The sequence below is a fragment of the Micromonospora sp. CA-111912 genome (assembly GCF_050948415.1).
In the GTDB taxonomy this organism is placed as follows: Bacteria; Actinomycetota; Actinomycetes; order Mycobacteriales; family Micromonosporaceae; genus Micromonospora.
In genome coordinates this window covers 2229517-2248655 of the sequence record NZ_CP192007.1, presented here as the reverse complement: position 1 = coordinate 2248655, position 19139 = coordinate 2229517, and the positions used below count along the sequence as shown (strand labels likewise).

Below are 19139 nucleotides of genomic sequence, written 5' to 3'. Positions count from 1 at the left end.
CCGCCCGCACCCGTCCACATAACGGGACTTACGTTCCGCTCCTTGGGATGACTGAAGATCTTGGAAGCAAACGGCCCCTCCAGGGGCCATTTCCCTCCTAGATCTTCCATGCGGTCAGCCGTGGCCCCGGGTGGGCGTCGGAAATGGCGCTCATAGGCGTGACGCACGGCATGAGGGGCCGGGGTCTCGGTTCGAGAACTTCGACGATCTTCTGAAACGGCTCTACCTGCGCTACTCCCGCCAGCAAGGGCGCGTCTCCGCCAGCCATCCCAGGCCGGCCCCAGGGGATGGTGCGATGCCGACACCATCGCCCCCTGCCGGCTCGGCCTGCCCTCCTTCGGCTCCTGTGGAGCTGCCCCGTTTGTGCTATCGGTGGAGCGGGAGCGTGGACGGGGCAGCTCCACAGGGGCCGAAGGGCAGGTTCCCGACCGGGTGGGGACGCATTCGTCAGGCCGCCGCCCGACTGCCCGCTGCACGGGGCGGCATGGGGCGGCGTAGCGGCGACCTCCCGGGGCATGTGCGGGAGAGGGACATGGCTGAGAACCGGTAGGACCGAGGCCCTGACCAGGATCTCGGGTCATCCGGGTGGGCAATCATGACCCGATGCCGAGGGCCGTGGCGAGCCGGGCTACGTCCGCCGGGACCGGTCCGTGGCGGGTCAGGTCGGTGAGCAGCGTACGGGCCACCGGCCGCAACCGGACCTCGGCCGGTGCGGCCCGGTCCGCGTCGACCAGGGCGCGTCCGGCGGCGAGGGGGTCGCCGACCCGGGGGTACGCGCGGGTGGCGTCGAGCAGGTACGCCGCCCGATGCTCGGCCGGTAACCGTCGCCAGTCGACCGCGCCGACGACCCGCTCGTGCAGGATCACCGCCTCGCCGCCGGCGCCCAGTTCGACGGCGGCAGCCACCCGGCCCAACTCCACCGCCGTGGGCCCGAAACTGGTCCAGTGCAGGCCGTGGCCCTCGCCGATCTCGTCGGCGATCCCGGCGGCCTGGTCGATGAGTTCCCGTACGCTGCGCTCGTCGCCGAACCCGGCGGCGGCCAGGGCGGCCTGGACCAGCAGCGTCCCGCGCAGCGCCGGGTCCCGCCGCGGGCCGTCGCGCCACGCCCGAGGGCCGATGCGGTACGCGGCGGCGATAATCCCCGGCCAACGCGCAATCCTTCGAGACGGTAAAGTCCGAGTCAATGAGAGTGATGCGCGATGGCCGCATCTGAGAGTGTGAACCCGCCACCGACGGGCTGATCGACATGAGCTCCCGTGCTTTGGAGGACCGGTGTCGGTATCGGAAAGGCCGCTCGGCGGAGTACGGGTCATCGTCGCGGCTCTCTTCGGAACCGTGCTGATCTGCGGTGCCGTCCTGCTCGATGACCGCCTGAACACCACCGTCGACCAGCGGGTCAACGAGGGAACGGCGGTGACCGGCCGGGTCGTGCAGGCGGAACGGTTCCGGGTCAGCCGTTCGTACTCGGTGACCCGGATGACCGTGGCGTATTCCGTCGGCGGTGTGGCGTACCAGGAGCGGTTCTCCAGCGAGCTCGACGAGGGTCGGCGCCACGCCGGGGAGGAGCTCACGGTGTACGTCGACCCGAACGATCCGTCCAAGGCGGCCACGGCTGACCGATACGCGACGGAGGACCTGTTGCTCCAGTTGCCCACCCTGCTCGGGGTCGCCGGGGGCCTGGCGATCGTGGCGGCGCTCGTCTGGATCAAAACGGGTGGCCAGCCCGGATCCCGGTGATCCGGAACGCCGCCGCGGCCGGCCGCAGGGCAGCGCGGTGCGGGAGGCGTACCCTGACCAGGGCGTCACCGCGCCTGGCCGCCACTCCACCCGGCCTACGCCGCTGAGCGCGGTGCCCCGCAGACGCGCTGAGCTGTGCCGAATTCACAAACTCGGGAAATGGTGACGGGAGCAGATGGGCTACCTCCGGATCGGCGATGTCGACCTGTATTCGGAAGTCGCCGGCGAGGGCGATCCCGTCCTTCTGCTGCACGGTGGCTTCTGCTCCCTCGAGTCGATGCGGGCGCAGTCCGACGCGCTCGTGCCGGATCACCGGGTGTTCGCCTTCGAGCGTCCCGGGCACGGCCGGTCGGCCGACATCGACGGGGAGTACGGGTACGCGCGCGGAGTCGCCGACACCCTGGCGTACCTCGATGCCGTCGGCCTCGAATCGGCGCACATCGTCGGCTACAGCGACGGGGCGATCATCGGGCTGCTGCTCGCCCTCGACCACCCGGCGCGGGTGCGCTCGCTGACCGCCATCAGCGCGAACCTCGACCCGTCAGCGTTCACGGATTCAGCCGCCCCCGTACTCGATGCGCTCGGGGAGGAGCAGAAACCGGACGTCGAGCAGATGCACTACGAACGCCTGTCGCCGGACGGGCCGGAGCATGCGGACGTCGTACTCGCCAAGCTGTTCCGCCTCTGGAGGAGCGAACCGCACATCGCCCCGGAGGCACTCGCCCGGATCGCGGCGCCGGTGCTCGTGATGTCGGGCGACCGTGACACGATCCCGCCCGGCCACAGCCTGCTCATCGCCGCGTCGATTCCCGGCGCGCAGTTGTGCATCGTGCCGGGTACCACGCATGGCCTCGTCGCCGAGCGTCCCGAGTTGGTCGGCGCGCTCATCCGTGCCTTCGTGAAGCAGGCCGCCGATCAGCCGCGTGAGCGACGTAGCAGCCAGACGAAATAGGGTGCTCCGACAAGGGCCATCATGAGCCCGGCGGGGATCTGCGAGGGGGCGATGAGCGTACGGCCGAGGGTGTCGGCAACGCAGACGAGCAGGCCGCCGAGCAGCATGGCGACCGGGATGATGCGCCCGTGTCGAACGCCGACGAGGCTGCGGGCGATGTGGGGAGCGACGAGCCCGACGAAGCCGACCACGCCGACCGCGATCACGCTCACCGCCGCCGCGACCGCCGCGATCGTCAGCAGCGACAGTCGCGCGCCTTCCCGGCGGACGCCGAAGATCCGCGGGGTGTCCTCGTCGATCGCCAGGAGGTCGAGTTGGCGGCGCATTCCCAGCACCGCGGGGGTCGCGAGGGCAAGCACGAGCGCGACCGGCAGCACGTCGGCGAAGGACCGGCCGTAGGTCGTGCCCGAGAGCCAGGTGAGGATCTGCGGCGTGTCCCACGGATCGGCACGCAGGAGCAGGAAGGTGCTGATGTCGCTGAGCGCGTAGCCGCAGCCGATGCCGATGAGCAGGAACCGGTCGGGGAGGAGCCCCCCGCGCCACGCCAGCAGGGCGATGAGCGCGAAGGTGCCGAGTCCCATCGCGACGGCCGTGACGATGAGCGCGGGACGTCCGCCGGCCGCGCCCGAGGTCACCACGATCACCGCGCCGAGGCCGGCACCGGCGGTGATACCGAGCACGCCCGGCTCGGCCAGCGGATTGCGTACCGTTCCCTGCACGACGGTTCCGGCCAGCGCGAGCGCCGCACCGGCGACGACGGCCGCCGCGACCCGTGGGGCGCGGTCGTCGAGTGCCCGGCCGATCAGGTCCGGCGCGGCGCTCTGGAGCCAGAGCGCGACATCGCCGGTGCGTAGCCACAGGCTGCCGGCCAGCAGGCCGACCAGCACCGCCGCGACGAGCAGACCGGCCGCGACGACCACCACGGTGAGGAAGCGGCGGCGCGAGCGGATGGCGACGAGGGCCCGGGGTGCACCTCGTGCCGCTCCCGCATCGCGGAGCCGGAGCGCGAGGATCACGATGACTATGGCACCGAGCAACGAGGTCGGGATTCCGGTGGGAATCGAGGCGGCCGCCTGGGCGCCGAGAACCGCCCGGAGCACGTCGTCCGCGAGGAGCACCAGAAGTGCCCCGACCAGTCCGCAGGCCGGGATCAGGAAAACGTGCCGGCTCAGCACACCGATGCGGTTGGCCGCGAGGCGCACCACGACCGGCGCGGCGAGGCCGACGAAGGCGATGGGACCGGCCAGCGTCACGGAGATGCTCGTCAGCAGGACGGCACAGAGCACCGCGATGAACCGGGTCGAGCGGATCGGCACGCCGAGCGAGGCGGCCGTGTCGTCGCCGAGGCCGAGCACGTCGAGTCGCCGGGCCAGCAGCACGGCGACGGCGAGCACGACGACGATGACCGGGACGGCGCGCATGGCGGCGTCGATGTTCAGCTGTGCGAGCGAGCCGCTGCCCCAGGCGTACAGCCCGGTGGTGCTCTCCTTGAACAGGATCAGCAGCATGGCGGTGGCCGCGTCGAGGGCCATCGCGACCGCCGAGCCGGCCAGGATCAGCCGCGTCGACCCGATGCCCGAAGCGGTGCCGACGAGGCCGAGCACGAGCCCCGCGGCGAGCAGACCACCGCCGAAGGCCACGGCGCCCGAGGCCCACAACGGCACCGCGAGACCGAACGCGCCGACCGCGCACAGCGCGAAGTAGGACCCGGCGGTGACGGCGAGCGTGTCCGGAGCGGCCAGCGCGTTGCGGGTGACCGACTGGAGCAGCGCCCCGGCCGCGCCGAGCGCCACGCCGACCGCGATCCCGGCGAGCATGCGAGGCAGGCGGGAGCCGGTCAGCACGTCGGTGACCGGTACGCCGCCGACGTCCTCGCGCGCCCCGAAGAGATGGCGCAGCAGGTCCCAGAAGCCCACCCCGGAGGTGCCCTGCGTCATGTGCCACAGCCCGCTCACGACGACTACGACGAGCAGGACGGCCAGGACGGCCGCCCCGCTCGCGCCGCGACCGAGCCCGACTCCGGGCACCGGCCGCGGCGCGGGGGTGTCGCTCACTTCCCGGTCAGGATCTTCACGTACGCGTCGATCGCTTGCTCGTTCGACTTCGGGCCGCCGGCACCCCAGACGCCTGCGGGGAAGGCGTACGCCCGGTCCTCCTTCACGGCCGGCAGCGCGGTCCAGATCGGGCTCTTGCGCAGTTCCTTGACGTAGCTGTCCGGGGTGTCGTCGTCGGAGTAGAACAGGCTCGCGCTCCCGACGGCGGTGAGTCCCTCGATGTCGGTCTGCGCGAGACCGTACGAGGGGTCGACGCCGCCGCTGCCGTAAGCCGCGTTGATCTTGTCAGTCCAGGCGGTGGTCATGCCGAGCTGCTCGCCGAGCTCGGTGAACAGGGCACCCTTGCCGTACGGGCGGATGACGACGTTGCCGCCTTCGATCCAGCCGTCGAAGAACAGGAACTCCTTGGACTTGATGTTCGCGGCCTCGGCCGTCTTCCTGGCTGCGGCGAGGTGTTCGTCGAACTGCCGCAGCACCAGATCGGCGCGCTCGGTGCGGCCGGTGGCCTGACCGATCATCGAGAACACCTTCTTCATGTTCGCGATCTGGCCTTTGGCGTCGGCCCCGACCGTGGCGAGTACGGGGACACCGCGCTTTTCGAGCTTGGTGATCTGCTCGTCGTCGGCCTTGAACGCCTCCACGATGATCAGATCGGGCTTCGTGGCGTACAGCGCGTCGAGGTCGGGCTCGCCGCGCTCGCCGGTGTTGACGACACCTGCTGGAAGCGGCTCCGCCTTCACATAGGTGCCGTACCCCTTCGTGTCGGCGGCCGCGACCGGAGTGAGGCACAGCGTGAGCAGGTCCTCGGTCTGCTGCCATTCCAGCACCGCGACCCGCTGGGCGGGCTTGGCGAGCTCGACCTTGCGGCCGACGCCGTCGGTCATCGACACCGGGCCGGTCGATGTTGTCGTCCTGTCGTCGGCGCAGGTCTGCGACGAGGGGACGGTCGAGCTGCCGGCGGCGGGTTCGTCGACCTTCGTGGTGCCGCAGGCCGTGGCCGTCACGGCGATCGCGGTGAGCGTCGCTGCGGTGGCCGCGAGGCGGGTGACAGGGATCATGCGAGTTCTTCTCCTGATTTGACGTTCCGGTTCCGTGCGGGATGCCGCCCGACCGGGTCGATGCGAAGGCGGCCGGTGCGCGGGTCGACCTCGACCTCCACCCGCAGGTCGTAGACCTCGCCGATGTGCTCGGCGGTGAGCACCTCGAGCGGGTCGCCCGCGGCGTGGATGCGCCCGGCGTGCATGAGGACCAGCGTGTCCGCGACGCGTGCGGCGTGGTCGAGATCGTGCAGCACGACGCCGACGGCGACGCCGTGCTCGTCGACGAGATCCCGGACCAGGTCGAGCGTCTCGATCTGGTAGCGCAGGTCCAGATGGTTCGTCGGCTCGTCGAGGAGCACGACGCCGGTCTCCTGAGCCAGGCAGGCGGCCAGCCACACGCGCTGCATCTCGCCCCCGGAGAGCTCGCCGACCGGCCGCTCGGCCATGTCCTGCACGCCGGTGACTTTCATCGCGCGCCCGACCGCCTTCCGGTCCGCCACGGACGGGCCGGCGAAGCGGCGCCGGTGCGGATGACGCCCGAACGAGACGACCTCGTGCGCCGTGAGCCCGTGGGGGGCCTGACGCGACTGCGCGAACAGCGTGACCTCCCGCGCGAACTGACGCACGCTGAGCAGCGACACCGCGCGCTCCGGCTGCCCGTCACGGTGGCCGAGCAGCACCTCGCCGCCATCCACGCGATGCAACCGGGCAAGGGCTCGCAGCAGCGTCGACTTCCCGCTGCCGTTCGGCCCGACCAGCGCCGTCACGCGACCGGGTGCCAGCACCACCGAGACGCCGTGGACCACCGCCGTCTTTCCGTAGCGCAGCACCAGCTGTTCACCACGCAAGACGGCCGCCGCTGCCGAGCTGGCGGCCCCTCGCCGATCGGCGAGGGGCTCAATGGTCACGGGCATCGAACGGCTCCGAATCACGGGGATGGCAGGCGCAGCATGCCCGGGTCGAGGCAGGCCAAGTAAGGGTTGCCTTGCCTAACGGAGGCTAGGTGATGTTCAGGGTGTCGGCAATCCTGCACTCAGGACCGGCGACCGAGATTCCGGACATCAAGCACGATGCGAGGGCATATTCGCGCCGGGAGTCGTCTTGATCACTCTTCGCTGGTCATCCATGCTAGGAGGAGCAGCAGCTTGGAGTCGGAGTCGGCCGCATGATTGCTTCCCGGCTAGGACGTGTCTGCCAAATCGGGCGGCCGGTCAGTGGGCCACCCAGTCCGGGACCCACACCTCATCGGTGGTCCGCGGTCTTGAGGCTCGCAGGTGGTCCCGCAACGCGGTCAGCACGGGGTGCTGGTCCCCGGTGCGCGTGAGCAGCACGTGCGGGTAGAGCGGGGTCGGTTTGCGCAGCGGGATGCGGCGCAGGTAGTAGCTCTGGGGCCACAGGTAGCGGTCCTCGCTGCCGACCAGGGTTGCCAGCGAGGCCGAGTCCGCCAGGGCGTCCATCAGGGCCTCGTCGCCGAAGTTGGGGCCGAGCGCGTCGATGCTCAGGCCGAAGGCCTGCGACAGCGACCGGTAGAATTGCGCCCACTCGGTGCCCGGCCTGATCCCAGGGATCCAGATGCGGTGTCCGGCCAGGTCGGTGGGCCTGACCCAGGCCGCGCTGGCCAGCGGGTGACTGGGCCCGACCAGGAGCTCCAGGGGCGAGTCCAGGAGTCGTTCGGCGCTGATCCCGGCCGGGACCTGGTCCGCCGGCAGGGCGCGGAACGAGGCGTCGATGGTTCCTTCGAGCACGGCCCGGGCGGCCTGGACGGCGTTCTCCTCGGCCAGCGTGACCGCGTCCAGGCTGGCCTCCGGACGGGATCGGTAGAAGCGGTAGACGGCCTGGGCCGGAGTGATGCGCCGGTTGAGGACGTCCACGCGCAGCGGGCGTACCCCGGGGCGCACGGCCTGCTCGGCCTGCTCGGCGACGGTCAGGACCTTCTTGGCGTGCGGCAGGAAGACCTGCCCGTCCAGGCTCAGCCGGGAGCCGCGGGAGGTGCGCACCAGCAGCGCGACCCCCAGGTACTTCTCCAGGGCCGCGACCCGCTTGGAGACCGCCTGCTGGCTGATCCCGAGCTCGTCTGCCGCGCCCTGAAACTGGCCGGCCCCGGCCACGGCCACGAACGTGCGCAGCGCTTCGATATCCACACCCCACTCTACGGCCACAACCAATGGTTGTGTCTGGGCGCATTCGGGTTGTTTGATCGCGCCTCGCCGAGGTGCTGGGATCAGCGCATGCCCACCACCACAGACCAGGCCATGTATGTCCAGACGCCCGAGTTCGCGCGCTATGCGGAGCGGATCGCACAGGTGACCGACGCGACCTCGCGGCTGAACGTGCTGCCGTTCAGCGATACCGAGGCGCGTGCGGAACTACTGGCGGTTGTGTTCGGTGGTCCGCTGCCGGAGTCGGTGACGATCTACCCGCCGTTCTTCACCGAGCACGGTATGAACACGCGGTTCGGGAAGAACGTCTTCGTCAACCAGGGCTGCACGTTCATGGACCACGGCGGCATCCGCATCGGCGACAACGTCATGATCGCCCCGAAGGTCAGCCTCATCACCGGAGGGCACCCGCTGCCGCTGGCCGAGCGGCGCGAGTACATCACCAGCGCCCCGATCGTGATCGAGGACGACGTCTGGATCGGCGCGGCCGCCGTGGTCACCCAGGGCGTGACCATCGGTGCGGGCTCGGTGGTCGCTGCCGGCGCTGTCGTCACCCGTGATGTGCCTGCCCGCATGCTGGTCGCGGGAGTGCCCGCGCGGGTGGTCAAGGCGATCGACTGACCCGTCCGGGCAAGCGCCGGCAGGCAGTTCCTGCCGGCGCGCTCGCCTGGACGGGCGTCCTGTTCCCGATGTCCCGTCACGGCCGCCTCATCGACGAGCAGTGGGACCGCATCCTTGCTCTGCTGCCCAGCAACATCGGGCGTAGGGGCAGGCCCTGGGCCGACCACCGTCGGGTCGTGGAAGCGATCGTTTACCGGTACCGCACCGGGATACCCTGGCGAGACCTGCCCGGCAGACTCGCGGTGGGCAGCCGATGAGAGAGCTACCCCGCCGGTCACCTCGACCAAGCCTGGCCGGGCTGCGGTCGTAGCACCAGTACATCAGTAGCCGATGAGCGGATGTTCCAGCCGCGGGTTTCCGTCGGGCCACCAGATCCGGGTCATTGCTCGTATCGGGTCAGCCAACGAGGTGGCATCCTGACCATCTGCCCGTCTGGGCGGGAGTCGGTGCGGGGGTGGTGTGGTGGCAGTGCTGCGCGTCCACGGTTTCGCTCTTCCCGAGGGCGAGCCGGTCGACCTCTACGCCGACGGTGATCGATGGACCACGGATCCGGTGGCCGGTGCCGAGCTCGTCGCCGAGGGCTGGATACTGCCCGGACTGGTCGATGCGCATACCCACCCCGGAGCCGAGACGCCAGGCCAGCCACTGGATGTCGCCGTCTTACGGGAGGACCTTCGGGCGCATTTGGATTCGGGAGTCACGCTCATCCGTGCCCCCGGCCTCGCGGGCGACCCGCCTGACTGGTTCGGCCAAGCGGACGAAAGTCCGCGAGCCGTCCACGCCGGCCCGTGGATCGCGCAGCACGGACAGTTCATGGAAGGCTGGGGCCGCCGCCCAGAGCTGACCGACCTGCCCGCCGTAGCGGCCGAGCAGGCAGCCCGCACCGGGTGGGCCAAGGTGGTAATCGACTGGCGGCCTGACGACGACGTCATGCCGGTCGAAGTGCTACGCGAGGCTGTCACGCGCGTGCATGCGGTCGGTGGGCGCCTCGCGGTGCACTCACAGCACGCGGCAGGCGGATTGGCCGCAGTCGAGGCGGGTGTGGACTCCGTGGAGCACGGCATGGGCTTGGACCCAGAGCTGTTACCGCGTATGGCCGAGCAGGGCACCGCGCTGACTCCGACACTGTCGGTGATCACCGCTTCCCTGGCGCAGATTACCGCCGACCCGGAACGCGCACGCAACAGCTGGTACGTGCCCGGAGCAAGCGCGCACGCCCGGCTCACAGCTGCTGCCGTCGAGGCCGGGGTCACCGTACTGGCTGGCACGGACTCGCGGCCACATGGTGGCATCGCCCATGAGATTCGCGCTCTGATAGCCGCCGGCATATCACCACATGAGGCGCTCGCCGCCGCATCCTGGACCGCCAGGTCCTACCTCGGGCTGCCCGGCTTGGTGGACGGAGCCCCAGCGGACGCGGTCGTGTTCGACGCCGACCCACGGACCGACCCAAGCCAACTCGACAAGCCGCGAGCCGTCATCGTCCGCGGAAAGCGCGTTCACAAGCGACCGGATCTCCGATAACCCCGAACGAGCTGAACATCCGCATCTGCCGCGATCCATGCGTTACGGTGTGTAACAGTACGCGTCGGCGCTCGGCATCCACTCGTGCCGATGAACGTGCAGCCGATCATGGCTGCGGACCCTGAGGAGTTCTGGTAGAACTATCGGGTGGTCGGCGTCGGAGAACTGCCCGCCCTGACCGTTGCAGAGTTGCTGGCCGACTCCTTTGCCGACATCGTCGGGGCTGCGGCGCGGTCAGTGATCCTGCATGGCTCCCTGCCGACCGGCGGGTTCCACTCCGGCCGCAGTGATATTGATTTGCTTGCCGTCATCGATGGTGGCCTTGCCGATGCCCAGGTAGCAGCCCTTGAGCGTTTGGTTCGTCAAGCAGATATGGGCAGCGCGGCGGGCATCGATGTGCACGTCGTGACGTCCGAGGTCGCCACCGCGCCGGCGTGCTCTCCGGGGCACCGCCGCACGTGAGGTGATTGCATCCGTTCCGGCCGACTGGATCGTTGACCGTGGCAGGCACTGGTTATTGGCCTGGCGGTCACTCACCGACGACGCCGAGAACGCCGCCTTCATGGTTCTCATCGCCTGCCGGATCTGGCGATTCGCGGTGGAGAACGTGCACTGCTCAAAGGCGCAGGCCGCAGGGTGGGTCCTCAATCGGAACCCGTCGCTCACGGCCGTTCGGCAGGCGGTCCAGCAGTACGAGCACGATCCGGCGATCGTGGTTGATGAGCAAGGCATAGCCGACGTGCTCGACACCGTTCTGGCCGAAACCGCACAAGTGCGGTGACTCGCCGATCCAGCAACCTCTGAATCGTCCCCCGGGGAACGGCTTCATCACGACTCGGCCATCCGGATCTGCCAACCTCAGCGCGCTGAGGTTGGCGCAGATCAGTTGCGCACGCGTGTCGCGCATCAGTCGACGGAGGACACGAGGCATGGCACGCCATTGCCGAAACGTTCTCATCAGGATCAAGAGCGCTGCGCACCGGCGGGCTGCGCCTCCGGCCGACATCGCACGCCGCAGCCCGCCGCACCGGACGACGGCTGTCCAAGTGCCCGGAGGCGGCAGCTGTGTGGTGCCGCTACCGTGATGCCCGTGACGACCTACGAGGCGGGCGTAACGGCCGTGGACATCCTGCTCGCCAGCGTCGCTGTCGCCCTGGTCGGGGCTGCTGCCTGGTTGTTCATCTACACCCGGCGCGCTCCAACGGTTCGGCTGTTCGGGCGGACCGTGCGTTACCCCCGGCTGTGGGCCGCAGGGGCAGCGTGCATGGGCTTCTACGTGCTCCTGGGGCTAGGAAACCTCACGGAGGTCACGCCCAGCACTTGGCGCACTCCGAGCCGGTGGATCGGCGCCGTGCTGTTACTGGCCTCGCTGGCCCTCATGGTCACCCGCTGGGTCCTTGATTCTCGCGCCAGGCGTCGGCATGGTCGTGAGCAGCAGATCAGGCCGTGACGAGCGCCAGAGTGGCCGGTCGCCATCGACGCCAGAACGTTCGGCTGCCGCACCGCTTCGCGGCTTGCCGAGGCGAGCGCGACCGCCGCCAGTATGAGCCGATCACCGTTGCGACGATGAGCGGAGATCGGGTAGATCTTGGAAGATTTCGGCCCCTGGAGGGGCCGTTTTCTTCCAAGATCTACCAGTTTCCGGGGTCGGTCGGCCTCCCGGGAACCGGCACCGGCCCGGGTGGGCGCGCAAAAACCGTTCGATCGTGACCGCTGTACGGACCAGGGCCATGTCAGGGGTTCGCCGGCGCTCCTCCCCCAGGGAGCAGACCTGACAGCCCGCAGCGGGCGGGCCCCGGCGAACCCCGCGCGCCGAGCCGAGGTGGGCCGACTTCGACCACAGGCCCTGACCGGCCGGAACACCTCGGACGACGCCCGATCCGGCACGCTCGCCGCCGGCTCGGCACGAACTGCTCATCGCCATGGCCGACCGCGCGGGCCTGCCTACATCGCCCGAGACCCCGCCCGGGGCGCACGCCAGCGCCGCCGAGTACCCGCGAGTCACGCTGTCCGTTCCCGCCACGGACAGCTCTCCATACTCAGCGCGTCTCGCCGAAAGGCACCTCACCGCCGGGGCCGCCGAGTTCGCGTCGGATGAAGTCGAAGATCTCGGCATCCGTCGCGTCGTCGAGGGTCTGCGTGACGGGCTTCTCCTCGGTCGTCGCCCGGTCGTCGCCCCACCGGGCGACGAACGCCTGGAGCTGGACCAGCAGCTTCTGCCGGGTCAGCCGGTCCGGCGCGTCGGCCGCGAAGACGGCGTCCATCCGCTCCAGCTCGGCCAGCAGCGGCGCGGCCGTCACGGTGCCGTCGTCGACGAGCTGGTCGCGCAGGTGCCGGGCCAGCGCCACCGGGGTCGGATAGTCGAACACCACGCTGGGGGGCAGTTGCACCCCGCTGGCGGCGCGGAGCCGGTTGCGCAGCTCCACGGCCGTCATCGAGTCGAACCCGACCTCCCGGAACGCGCGGTCGGGCTCCAACGTCCCGCCGTCGGCGTGGCCCAGCACGCTGGACGCCTGCGCGCACACCAGGTCGACGAGGATCACCTCGCGCTCCCCCGCGCCGAGCGGACGCAGCCGCTCCCGCAGAGCGGCCGCCGCCTCGTCGTCCGCCGGCTGGCGTACGTCGTCGGCGGGCAACGCCTCGCGCGCCTCGGGGATCTCGGTCAGCAGCGGGCACGGGCGCATGGCGGCGAACGTCGGTACGAACCGTTCCCAGCGCACGTCCGCCACCACGACGGTCGACTCGTCGCGGACCGCCCGGGCGAGCGCCTCGACGGCCAGCTCCGGCGGCAGGCCCGGCAGCCCGCGCCGGCGCAGTTGCTCCAGCTCCGGCGACGCCGGGTCGTCCTGCCACGGCCCCCACGCCACGTCGGTGGCCGGCAGCCCGTCGTGCCGGCGGTTCGCGGCGAGGGCGTGCAGCAGCGCGTCGCCGGCCGCCTGACCGGCCCGGCCGCCCGAGCCCCACACCCCCGAGGTGGAGGTGCACAGCACGAAGGCGTCGACCGGCCGGTGGGCCAGCTCGTCGGCGTACCGGGGGACGTCGCCCACGGTCGCGACGAGGTCTGCGGCCAGGGCCGCGACGGTTAGCTCGGCCAGCGGCACCGACCCGGTCTCCGCCGGGACGTGCACCAGCCCGGTGACCGGCCGACCCTCGGCGGCGAGCTGCTCCATCAGGTCGGTGAGCTTGCCCGCCGCCGGCTCCTCCAGCGGCAGCACCTCAGCGCCCTGCCGGGCGAGCCACGCGCCGGTGTGCCGGGCCAGGTCGCCCGCCCCGCCGGTGAGCACGACGGTCCCGTGCGGGGTGTAGCCCCGGCCGGTGTCCACCGGGCGGGTGGTGTCCCGCACCAGGCGTCGGGTGTGCACCTCGGCGCCCCGGACCGCGAGCTGGTCCTCCCCCTCGACGTTGGTGAGCGCGGTGACCAGCGCCGCGTACGCCGCCTCGTCCGGGCTGCCGGGCAGGTCCACGACGCCCCCGAGGTGCCTCGGGTGTTCCAGCGCCGCGACCAGGCCGAGACCCCAGGTGGTCGCCTGCGTGGGACGGGCGACCGGCTCGTCGTCGACGGCGACGGCACCGGTGGTGGCCAGCCACAGCGGCACGGCCGGGCCGGGCCGCAGAGTGTGCGCCTGCACCAGCAGCAGGTTCGCCGCGAGGCCGGTCGGCAGGGCGGTCTGCTCGGGGTGCGGGGCGTCGTCCAGCGCCAGCAGGGACAGCAGCCCCGTCGGCAGGTGCTCCGCGCCGAGCCGGTCGAGGTCGGCGGCTAGGGCGTCGCGGGTGACCGTGGCCGGGTCGACCGACAGCACGTGCACGGTCGCCCCGGCAGCGGTGAGCGCGGCCACGACCCCGCCCGGGTCCTGCTGCCGGGGGGTCACCACCAGCCAGCTGCCCGGATCGCCGACGGTCATCGGCCGCCGCCGCCAGGTGACCCGGTACCGCCACCCGTCGAGGGTGCCGTCCCGGTGCTGGCGTCGGCGCCACGAGTCGAGTTCCGGCAGCACCTGGCGCATCGGCTGGTCCGGGTCGATGCCCAGCCGGCCGAGGTCGCCGTCGGTGACCGCCCGCCAGAACTCGTCGTCCACCGGGTCTGCGGCCGGGGCCGGTGCCACGGTCAGCGTCGGCCAGTAGCGCTGCGGCTGGAACGCGTACGTGGGCAGGTCGGGCAGGTCGCGGGGGGTCGGGCGGGGTCCGGCCAGCGGGTCGAGCACCGCCGCCCAGTCCACGTCCCGCCCGCCGGCGTGCAGGGCGGCGAGGGCGGTGAGCAGGGCGGCCGGCTCGTCCGCGCCGGCCCGTAGGGCCGCCACCGCCGTCCCGTCGGAGTCGGTGGGCAGCAGGCCGGCGGTGAGCGCGGTGAGCACGCCCTGCGGCCCGAGCTCCAGGAACGTGTCCACCCCGGCCGCCCGCAGGGCCATGACGCCGTCGGCGAACCGGACCGCCTCCCGGACGTGCCGCACCCAGTACTCCGGGGTACGCAGCTCGTCGCCGTCGGCCAGCGCGCCGGTCAGGTTCGACACCACCGGCAACACCGGCGCGGCGAACGTCAACCCGGCCAGCACGGCGCGGAACTCGTCGAGCATCGGCTCCATCAGCGGGCTGTGGAACGCGTGACTGACGGTCAACCGGCGCGTGCGAACGCCCCGGCCCCGCCACGCCCGCTCGATCTCGTCGAGGGAGTCGACCGCCCCGGAGACGACGACCGAGCTGGGGCCGTTGACGGCCGCGATCCCGACCCGGTCGGTGAGCCCGTCCAGGGTCGGCAGCACCTCGGCCTCCGGCGCGTTGACGGCCAGCATCCCGCCGCCGGCCGGCAACGCCTGCATCAGCCGGCCCCGGGCGGCCACCAGGGCGCACGCGTCCGCCAGGGACAGCACGCCGGCCACGTGGGCGGCCGTGATCTCACCGATCGAGTGGCCGGCCACCTGGCCGGGGACCACGCCGAACGACTCGACCAGGCGGAACAGCGCCACCTCGACGGCGAACAGGCCCGCCTGGGTGAACACGGTCCGGTCCAGCAGCTCCGCCTGGGCAGTGCCCGGCTCGGCGAACAGGACCGGCTTCAGCGGCTGCGGCAGCAGGCCGTCCAGCAGCCCGCACACCTCGTCCAGCGCCGCCGCGAACGCCCCGAACGCGGCGTACAGGTCCCGGCCCATGCCGGCGCGCTGGGCGCCCTGGCCGGAGAAGAGGACGGCGAGGCCGCCGGAGCGACGCCGGGCCGTGGTGAGCGCGGGGTGCGGCTCACCGGCGGCCAGCGCCCGCAGCGCCGCCGACCGGTCCGGCCCGTCGGCGGCGACGACGACCGCGCGGTGGCCGAGGTGGGCCCGTCCCGCCGCGAGGCCCCAGGCGATCCGGCCGGGGTCACCCGCGCCGGCCGCCACCAGGTCGGCCAGCCGGCCAGCCTGGTCGCGCAGCCCGGCGGGGTCCGCCCCGGAGAGCAGCCACGGCAGGGGCGTCGGGTCCGCCGACCGGCCGGCCTGGGCGCGCAGCCCAGCCGGGTCCGCCCCGGAGAGCAGGGGCGTCGGGCCCGTGGCCGGCTCCGGGTCGACCCGGTGCCCGTCCGTCGCGGCGGGGTCGGTTCCCCGGTCCGGGCCGGCGGCCGACTGCGGCGCGGGCGCCTCCTCGATGATGACGTGGGCGTTGGTGCCGCTGATCCCGAACGAGGAGACGCCGGCCCGGCGGGGCCGGTCCGTCCCGGTCCACGGCCGGGCCTCGGTGAGCAGCGCCACCGCGCCCGACGACCAGTCCACGTGCGGGGTCGGCGCGTCGACGTGCAGCGTCGCCGGCAGCAGCTCGTGTTGGAGGGCGAGCACCATCTTGATCAGGCTGGCGGCGCCCGCCGCGGCCTGGGTGTGCCCGATGTTCGACTTCACCGAGCCCAGCCACAGCGGCCGGTCCGCCGGCCGCTGGTGCCCGTACGTGGCCAGCAGCGCCTGCGCCTCGATCGGGTCGCCGAGGGTGGTGCCGGTGCCGTGCGCCTCGACGGCGTCGACGTCGCCGGGCGTCAGTCCGGCGACGTCCAGCGCCTGCCGGATCACCCGCTGCTGCGCCGGCCCGTTCGGGGCGGTCAGGCCGTTGCTGGCGCCGTCCTGGTTGACCGCGCTGCCGCGCACCACGGCGAGGATCCGGTTGCCGTCGCGCTGCGCGTCGGAGAGCCGTTGCAGCAGCAGGACGCCGGCGCCCTCGCCCCAGCCGGTGCCGTCCGCGCCGGCGGCGAACGCCTTCACCCGGCCGTCCTCGGCGAGGCCGCGCTGCCGGGAGAACTCCAGGAACGCCCCCGGCGTCGACATCACCGTCACGCCGCCGGCCAGGGCCATGTCGCACTCGCCGGAGCGCAGCGCCTGGGCGGCCAGGTGCAGGGCGACCAGCGCCGACGAGCAGGCCGTGTCGACGGTGACCGCAGGCCCGTGCAGGCCGAACGAGTACGCCAGCCGGCCGGAGACGACGGACGCGCCGTTGCCGGTGGCCTGGTAGCCCTCCACCTGGGACCGGGCGCCGAGCAGAAGGGTGGCGTAGTCCTGGCCGTTGGTGCCCATGAACACGCCGGTGGCGCTGCCGCGTACCCGCTGCGGGTCGATGCCGGCGGACTCGAACACCTCCCAGGTGGCGTGCAGCAGCAGCCGCTGCTGCGGGTCCATGGCCAGGGCCTCGCGCGGGTTGATGCCGAAGAACGCGGCGTCGAACCCGGCCACGTCGGTCAGGAAGCCACCGCTGCGGGTGTAGCTGGTGCCGACCTGATCCGGGTCGCTGTCGAACAGGGAGTCCAGGTCCCAGCCCCGGTCGGTGGGCATCGGCGTCACCGCGTCCGTCCCGTCGGCCAGCAGCCGCCACAGCTCCTGCGGGGAGGACACCCCGCCGGGGAAGCGGCAGGCCATCGACACGATCGCGATCGGCTCGTCGGCCGCCGGCCGGACCACGGTGACGCCGGCCGCCGGGCCGTCGGCCGCGCCGGCCACCAGTCCGGTACGCAGGAAGCGGGCCAGCTCCAGCGCCGACGGGTGGTCGAAGACCACGGTCGACGGCAGGGTCAGCCCGGTGACCCGGCCGAGCCGGTCCCGTAGCTGCACGGCCGCGAGGGAGTCGAAGCCCAGCTCCCGGAAGGCGCGGCCGGCCGGCACCTGGTCGGTGGAGCCGTGGCCGAGGACCGCCGCCGCCTCCGCCCGGACGAGGTCGACCAGCAGCGTCTCCTGGCCGGTCGCCGGCAGCCCGGCGAGCCGGGACCGCAGGGCGGCGGTGACGCCGGCCTCCTCGGGCTGCGGCTCCGGCTGTTCGACCCCGGCCGGGGCGACCCGGTCGAAGAGGCCGCTCGGCCGCGCCGCGGTGAACGCGGCGACGAACCGCGACCAGTCCACGTCCGCGATCACCGGCGCCGCCTCCGGGGCGTTGACCCATCGGCCCAGCGCCGCCACGGCGGCCTCGGGCGCGAGCGGGGCGAACCCACGGCGGCGCAGGCCGTCGGCGGTCTCCCCGGCCGCCATGCCTTCGGACGCCCACGGCCCGTACGCGAGGGCGGTGGCGGGCAGGCCGGCGGCCCGGCGGGCGGCGACGAGCGCGTCGAGCAGGGCGTTGCCGGCCGCGTACCCGGCCTGGCCGCCGCCGCCCCAGACGCCGGCGACGGAGGAGAACACGACGAACGCGTCGAGGTCCCGGCCCCAGCAGGCGGTGTCCAGGTGCACGGCCCCGAGCACCTTGCCGGCCAGGGTCTCCGACAGCTCGCCGGCGGTCAGCCCGTACGCCGGGGTGGTGCCGCCGGACGCGCCGGCGGTGTGTACGACGGCGGTGAGGTCCGGCAGGCCGCCGACGAGTGCGGTGACGGCCTCGGCGTCGGCGACGTCGCAGGCGACCACCCGCACCGTGCCGAGGCCGGCGAGGTCGCCGACCAGCTCGGCGGCGCCGGGGGCGTCGGGACCCCGCCGGGAGGCGAGGACCACCTCGGCGGCCCCGTTGGCCAGCAGCCACCGGGCGGTGTGCCGGCCCAGCGCGCCGGTGCCGCCGGTGACCAGCACCGTGCCGGAAGGCTGCCAGCCCGGCCCGGCGGGCGGGGCGGCGGGCACGAGGCGGCGGACGAAGACGCCGTTGCGGCGCACCGCCACCTGGTCGAGGGTGCCGTCGGTGAGCACCGCGACAAGGGCGGCGCGGGTGCCGCGGTCGGCGCGGGCGGGCAGGTCCACCAGCCCGCCCCAGCGGTCCGGCTGTTCCAGGGCGACGGCCCGGCCGAGGCCCCAGGCGAGCGCCGCCCAGACGTCGCCGGCCCGCTCCGCGGTCGAGACCGGCAGGGCGGCCCGGCTGAGCGCCCACACCCGGCCGGGCAGGCCCGTGTCGGTCAGCGCCTGGGTGAGGGTGAGCAGCACCGCCGTGCCGGCGGGGACCCCGGGCGCGTGCGGGAGCGGCCGGTCCTGCCGGGGCAGGACGCACAGCACCCCCGCCCAGCCCTCGTCGCCGATGCGGCGCAGCCGCTCGGTCAGCTCGGCCCGGGTCTGGGCCGGCTGCACGGTCAGGGTGTCGACGCGGGCACCGGCCTCGGTCAGCGTCTTCGCCACGCCCGCGTCGGCGCCGCTGCTGACGGTGACGACCAGCCACCGCCCGGACAGTCCGGTCGCCGGGGCCGGCCGGACCGGCTCCCAGCCGACCCGGTACGACCACCCGTCCAGCGTGGTGTCCCGGGTCCGGGACCGGCGCCACTGCGACAGCACGGGCAGGGCCGGGGTGAGGGCGTCCACGGCGGCGTCGTCGCCGAGCTGGCTGGCCAGGGCGGTGAGGTCGCCGCGTTCGACGGCGGCCCAGAAGTCGGCGTCGCGTCCGTCCTCGACGGTCAGCGGCCGGGGCGCGGCCTCGGGCCAGTACCGCTGGTGCTGGAACGCGTACGTGGGCAGGTCGACGCGCTGCGCTCCGCTGTCGGCGAACCACTGGGTCCAGGTCACCGGCACTCCGTGCACGTGCAGCTCGGCCAGGGCGGCGAGCAGCGCCTGCGCCTCGGGCCGGTCCTTGCGCTGGGCGGCGACGGCCAACACGCCGTCTTCACCGGGCAGGACGTCGGCGGCCATCGCGGTCAGCACGCTCTGCG

The 19139-nt window shown here is 72.8% G+C and carries 14 protein-coding genes (1 of these 14 running past the window's edge); 8 read left to right on the top strand and 6 right to left on the bottom strand.

The window, feature by feature from the left end; genetic code table 11:
• Positions 1-593 precede the first annotated feature (593 nt).
• Positions 594-1184, bottom strand: coding sequence for a hypothetical protein (locus ACQPZO_RS09770; protein WP_433348980.1), 591 nt, complete (start codon positions 1182-1184; stop codon positions 594-596).
• 88 nt (positions 1185-1272) lie between these two features.
• Between ACQPZO_RS09770 and ACQPZO_RS09765 the strand changes: the two genes are divergently transcribed.
• Positions 1273-1737 (top strand): DUF3592 domain-containing protein, encoded by a 465-nt coding sequence (locus ACQPZO_RS09765; protein WP_433348978.1) that lies wholly within the window; start codon positions 1273-1275, stop codon positions 1735-1737.
• 175 nt (positions 1738-1912) lie between these two features.
• A complete protein-coding gene (locus ACQPZO_RS09760) occupies positions 1913-2689 on the top strand; it encodes an alpha/beta fold hydrolase (RefSeq protein WP_433348976.1) in 777 nt (258 codons plus the stop codon).
• Here ACQPZO_RS09760 and ACQPZO_RS09755 read toward each other — a convergent pair.
• From ACQPZO_RS09755 to ACQPZO_RS09740, 4 genes are all read right to left on the bottom strand, one after another.
• On the bottom strand, positions 2653-4743 hold the full coding sequence (locus tag ACQPZO_RS09755) for an iron ABC transporter permease (RefSeq protein WP_433348974.1): 2091 nt from the start codon (positions 4741-4743) through the stop codon (positions 2653-2655). The genes ACQPZO_RS09760 and ACQPZO_RS09755 overlap by 37 nt on opposite strands.
• Positions 4740-5801 (bottom strand): iron-siderophore ABC transporter substrate-binding protein, encoded by a 1062-nt coding sequence (locus ACQPZO_RS09750; RefSeq protein ID WP_433348972.1) that lies wholly within the window; start codon positions 5799-5801, stop codon positions 4740-4742. The genes ACQPZO_RS09755 and ACQPZO_RS09750 overlap by 4 nt, the downstream gene beginning before the upstream one ends.
• Entirely contained in the window at positions 5798-6697 is a 900-nt protein-coding gene (locus ACQPZO_RS09745; RefSeq protein WP_433348970.1) for an ABC transporter ATP-binding protein, read from the bottom strand. Before ACQPZO_RS09745 ends, ACQPZO_RS09750 begins: the two co-directional genes overlap by 4 nt.
• 297 nt (positions 6698-6994) lie before the next feature.
• On the bottom strand, positions 6995-7924 hold the full coding sequence (locus ACQPZO_RS09740) for a LysR family transcriptional regulator (protein ID WP_433348968.1): 930 nt from the start codon (positions 7922-7924) through the stop codon (positions 6995-6997).
• Between the two features lie 87 nt (positions 7925-8011).
• Here ACQPZO_RS09740 and ACQPZO_RS09735 point away from each other — a divergent pair, with 87 nt between their 5' ends.
• The 6 genes from ACQPZO_RS09735 (at position 8012) to ACQPZO_RS09710 (ending at position 11537) form a co-directional block, all read left to right on the top strand.
• Positions 8012-8563 (top strand): sugar O-acetyltransferase, encoded by a 552-nt coding sequence (locus ACQPZO_RS09735; RefSeq protein WP_433348966.1) that lies wholly within the window; start codon positions 8012-8014, stop codon positions 8561-8563.
• A 68-nt stretch (positions 8564-8631) separates the two neighbouring features.
• Entirely contained in the window at positions 8632-8820 is a 189-nt protein-coding gene (locus ACQPZO_RS09730) for a transposase (RefSeq protein ID WP_433348964.1), read from the top strand.
• A 205-nt stretch (positions 8821-9025) separates the two neighbouring features.
• On the top strand, positions 9026-10087 hold the full coding sequence (locus ACQPZO_RS09725; protein WP_433348962.1) for an amidohydrolase family protein: 1062 nt from the start codon (positions 9026-9028) through the stop codon (positions 10085-10087).
• A 147-nt stretch (positions 10088-10234) separates the two neighbouring features.
• On the top strand, positions 10235-10549 hold the full coding sequence (locus ACQPZO_RS09720) for a nucleotidyltransferase domain-containing protein (protein WP_433348959.1): 315 nt from the start codon (positions 10235-10237) through the stop codon (positions 10547-10549).
• Between the two features lies 1 nt (position 10550).
• The gene (locus ACQPZO_RS09715) at positions 10551-10868 is read left to right on the top strand and encodes an aminoglycoside adenylyltransferase domain-containing protein (protein ID WP_433348957.1); all 318 of its coding nucleotides are present in this window, start codon (positions 10551-10553) and stop codon (positions 10866-10868) included.
• A 303-nt stretch (positions 10869-11171) separates the two neighbouring features.
• Complete coding sequence (locus ACQPZO_RS09710; RefSeq protein WP_433348955.1) at positions 11172-11537, top strand: hypothetical protein; 366 nt, start codon at positions 11172-11174, stop codon at positions 11535-11537.
• Positions 11538-12126: 589 nt separating this feature from the next.
• On the opposite strand, the gene ACQPZO_RS09705 is transcribed toward ACQPZO_RS09710, so the two are convergent.
• A protein-coding gene (locus ACQPZO_RS09705) for a type I polyketide synthase (protein ID WP_433348953.1) crosses the window boundary here: on the bottom strand, positions 12127-19139 show its final stretch. Its footprint extends 23137 nt past the window's final position; 7013 of the gene's 30150 nt are visible here — the last part of the coding sequence; its start codon lies off the right edge, out of view; the stop codon is at positions 12127-12129.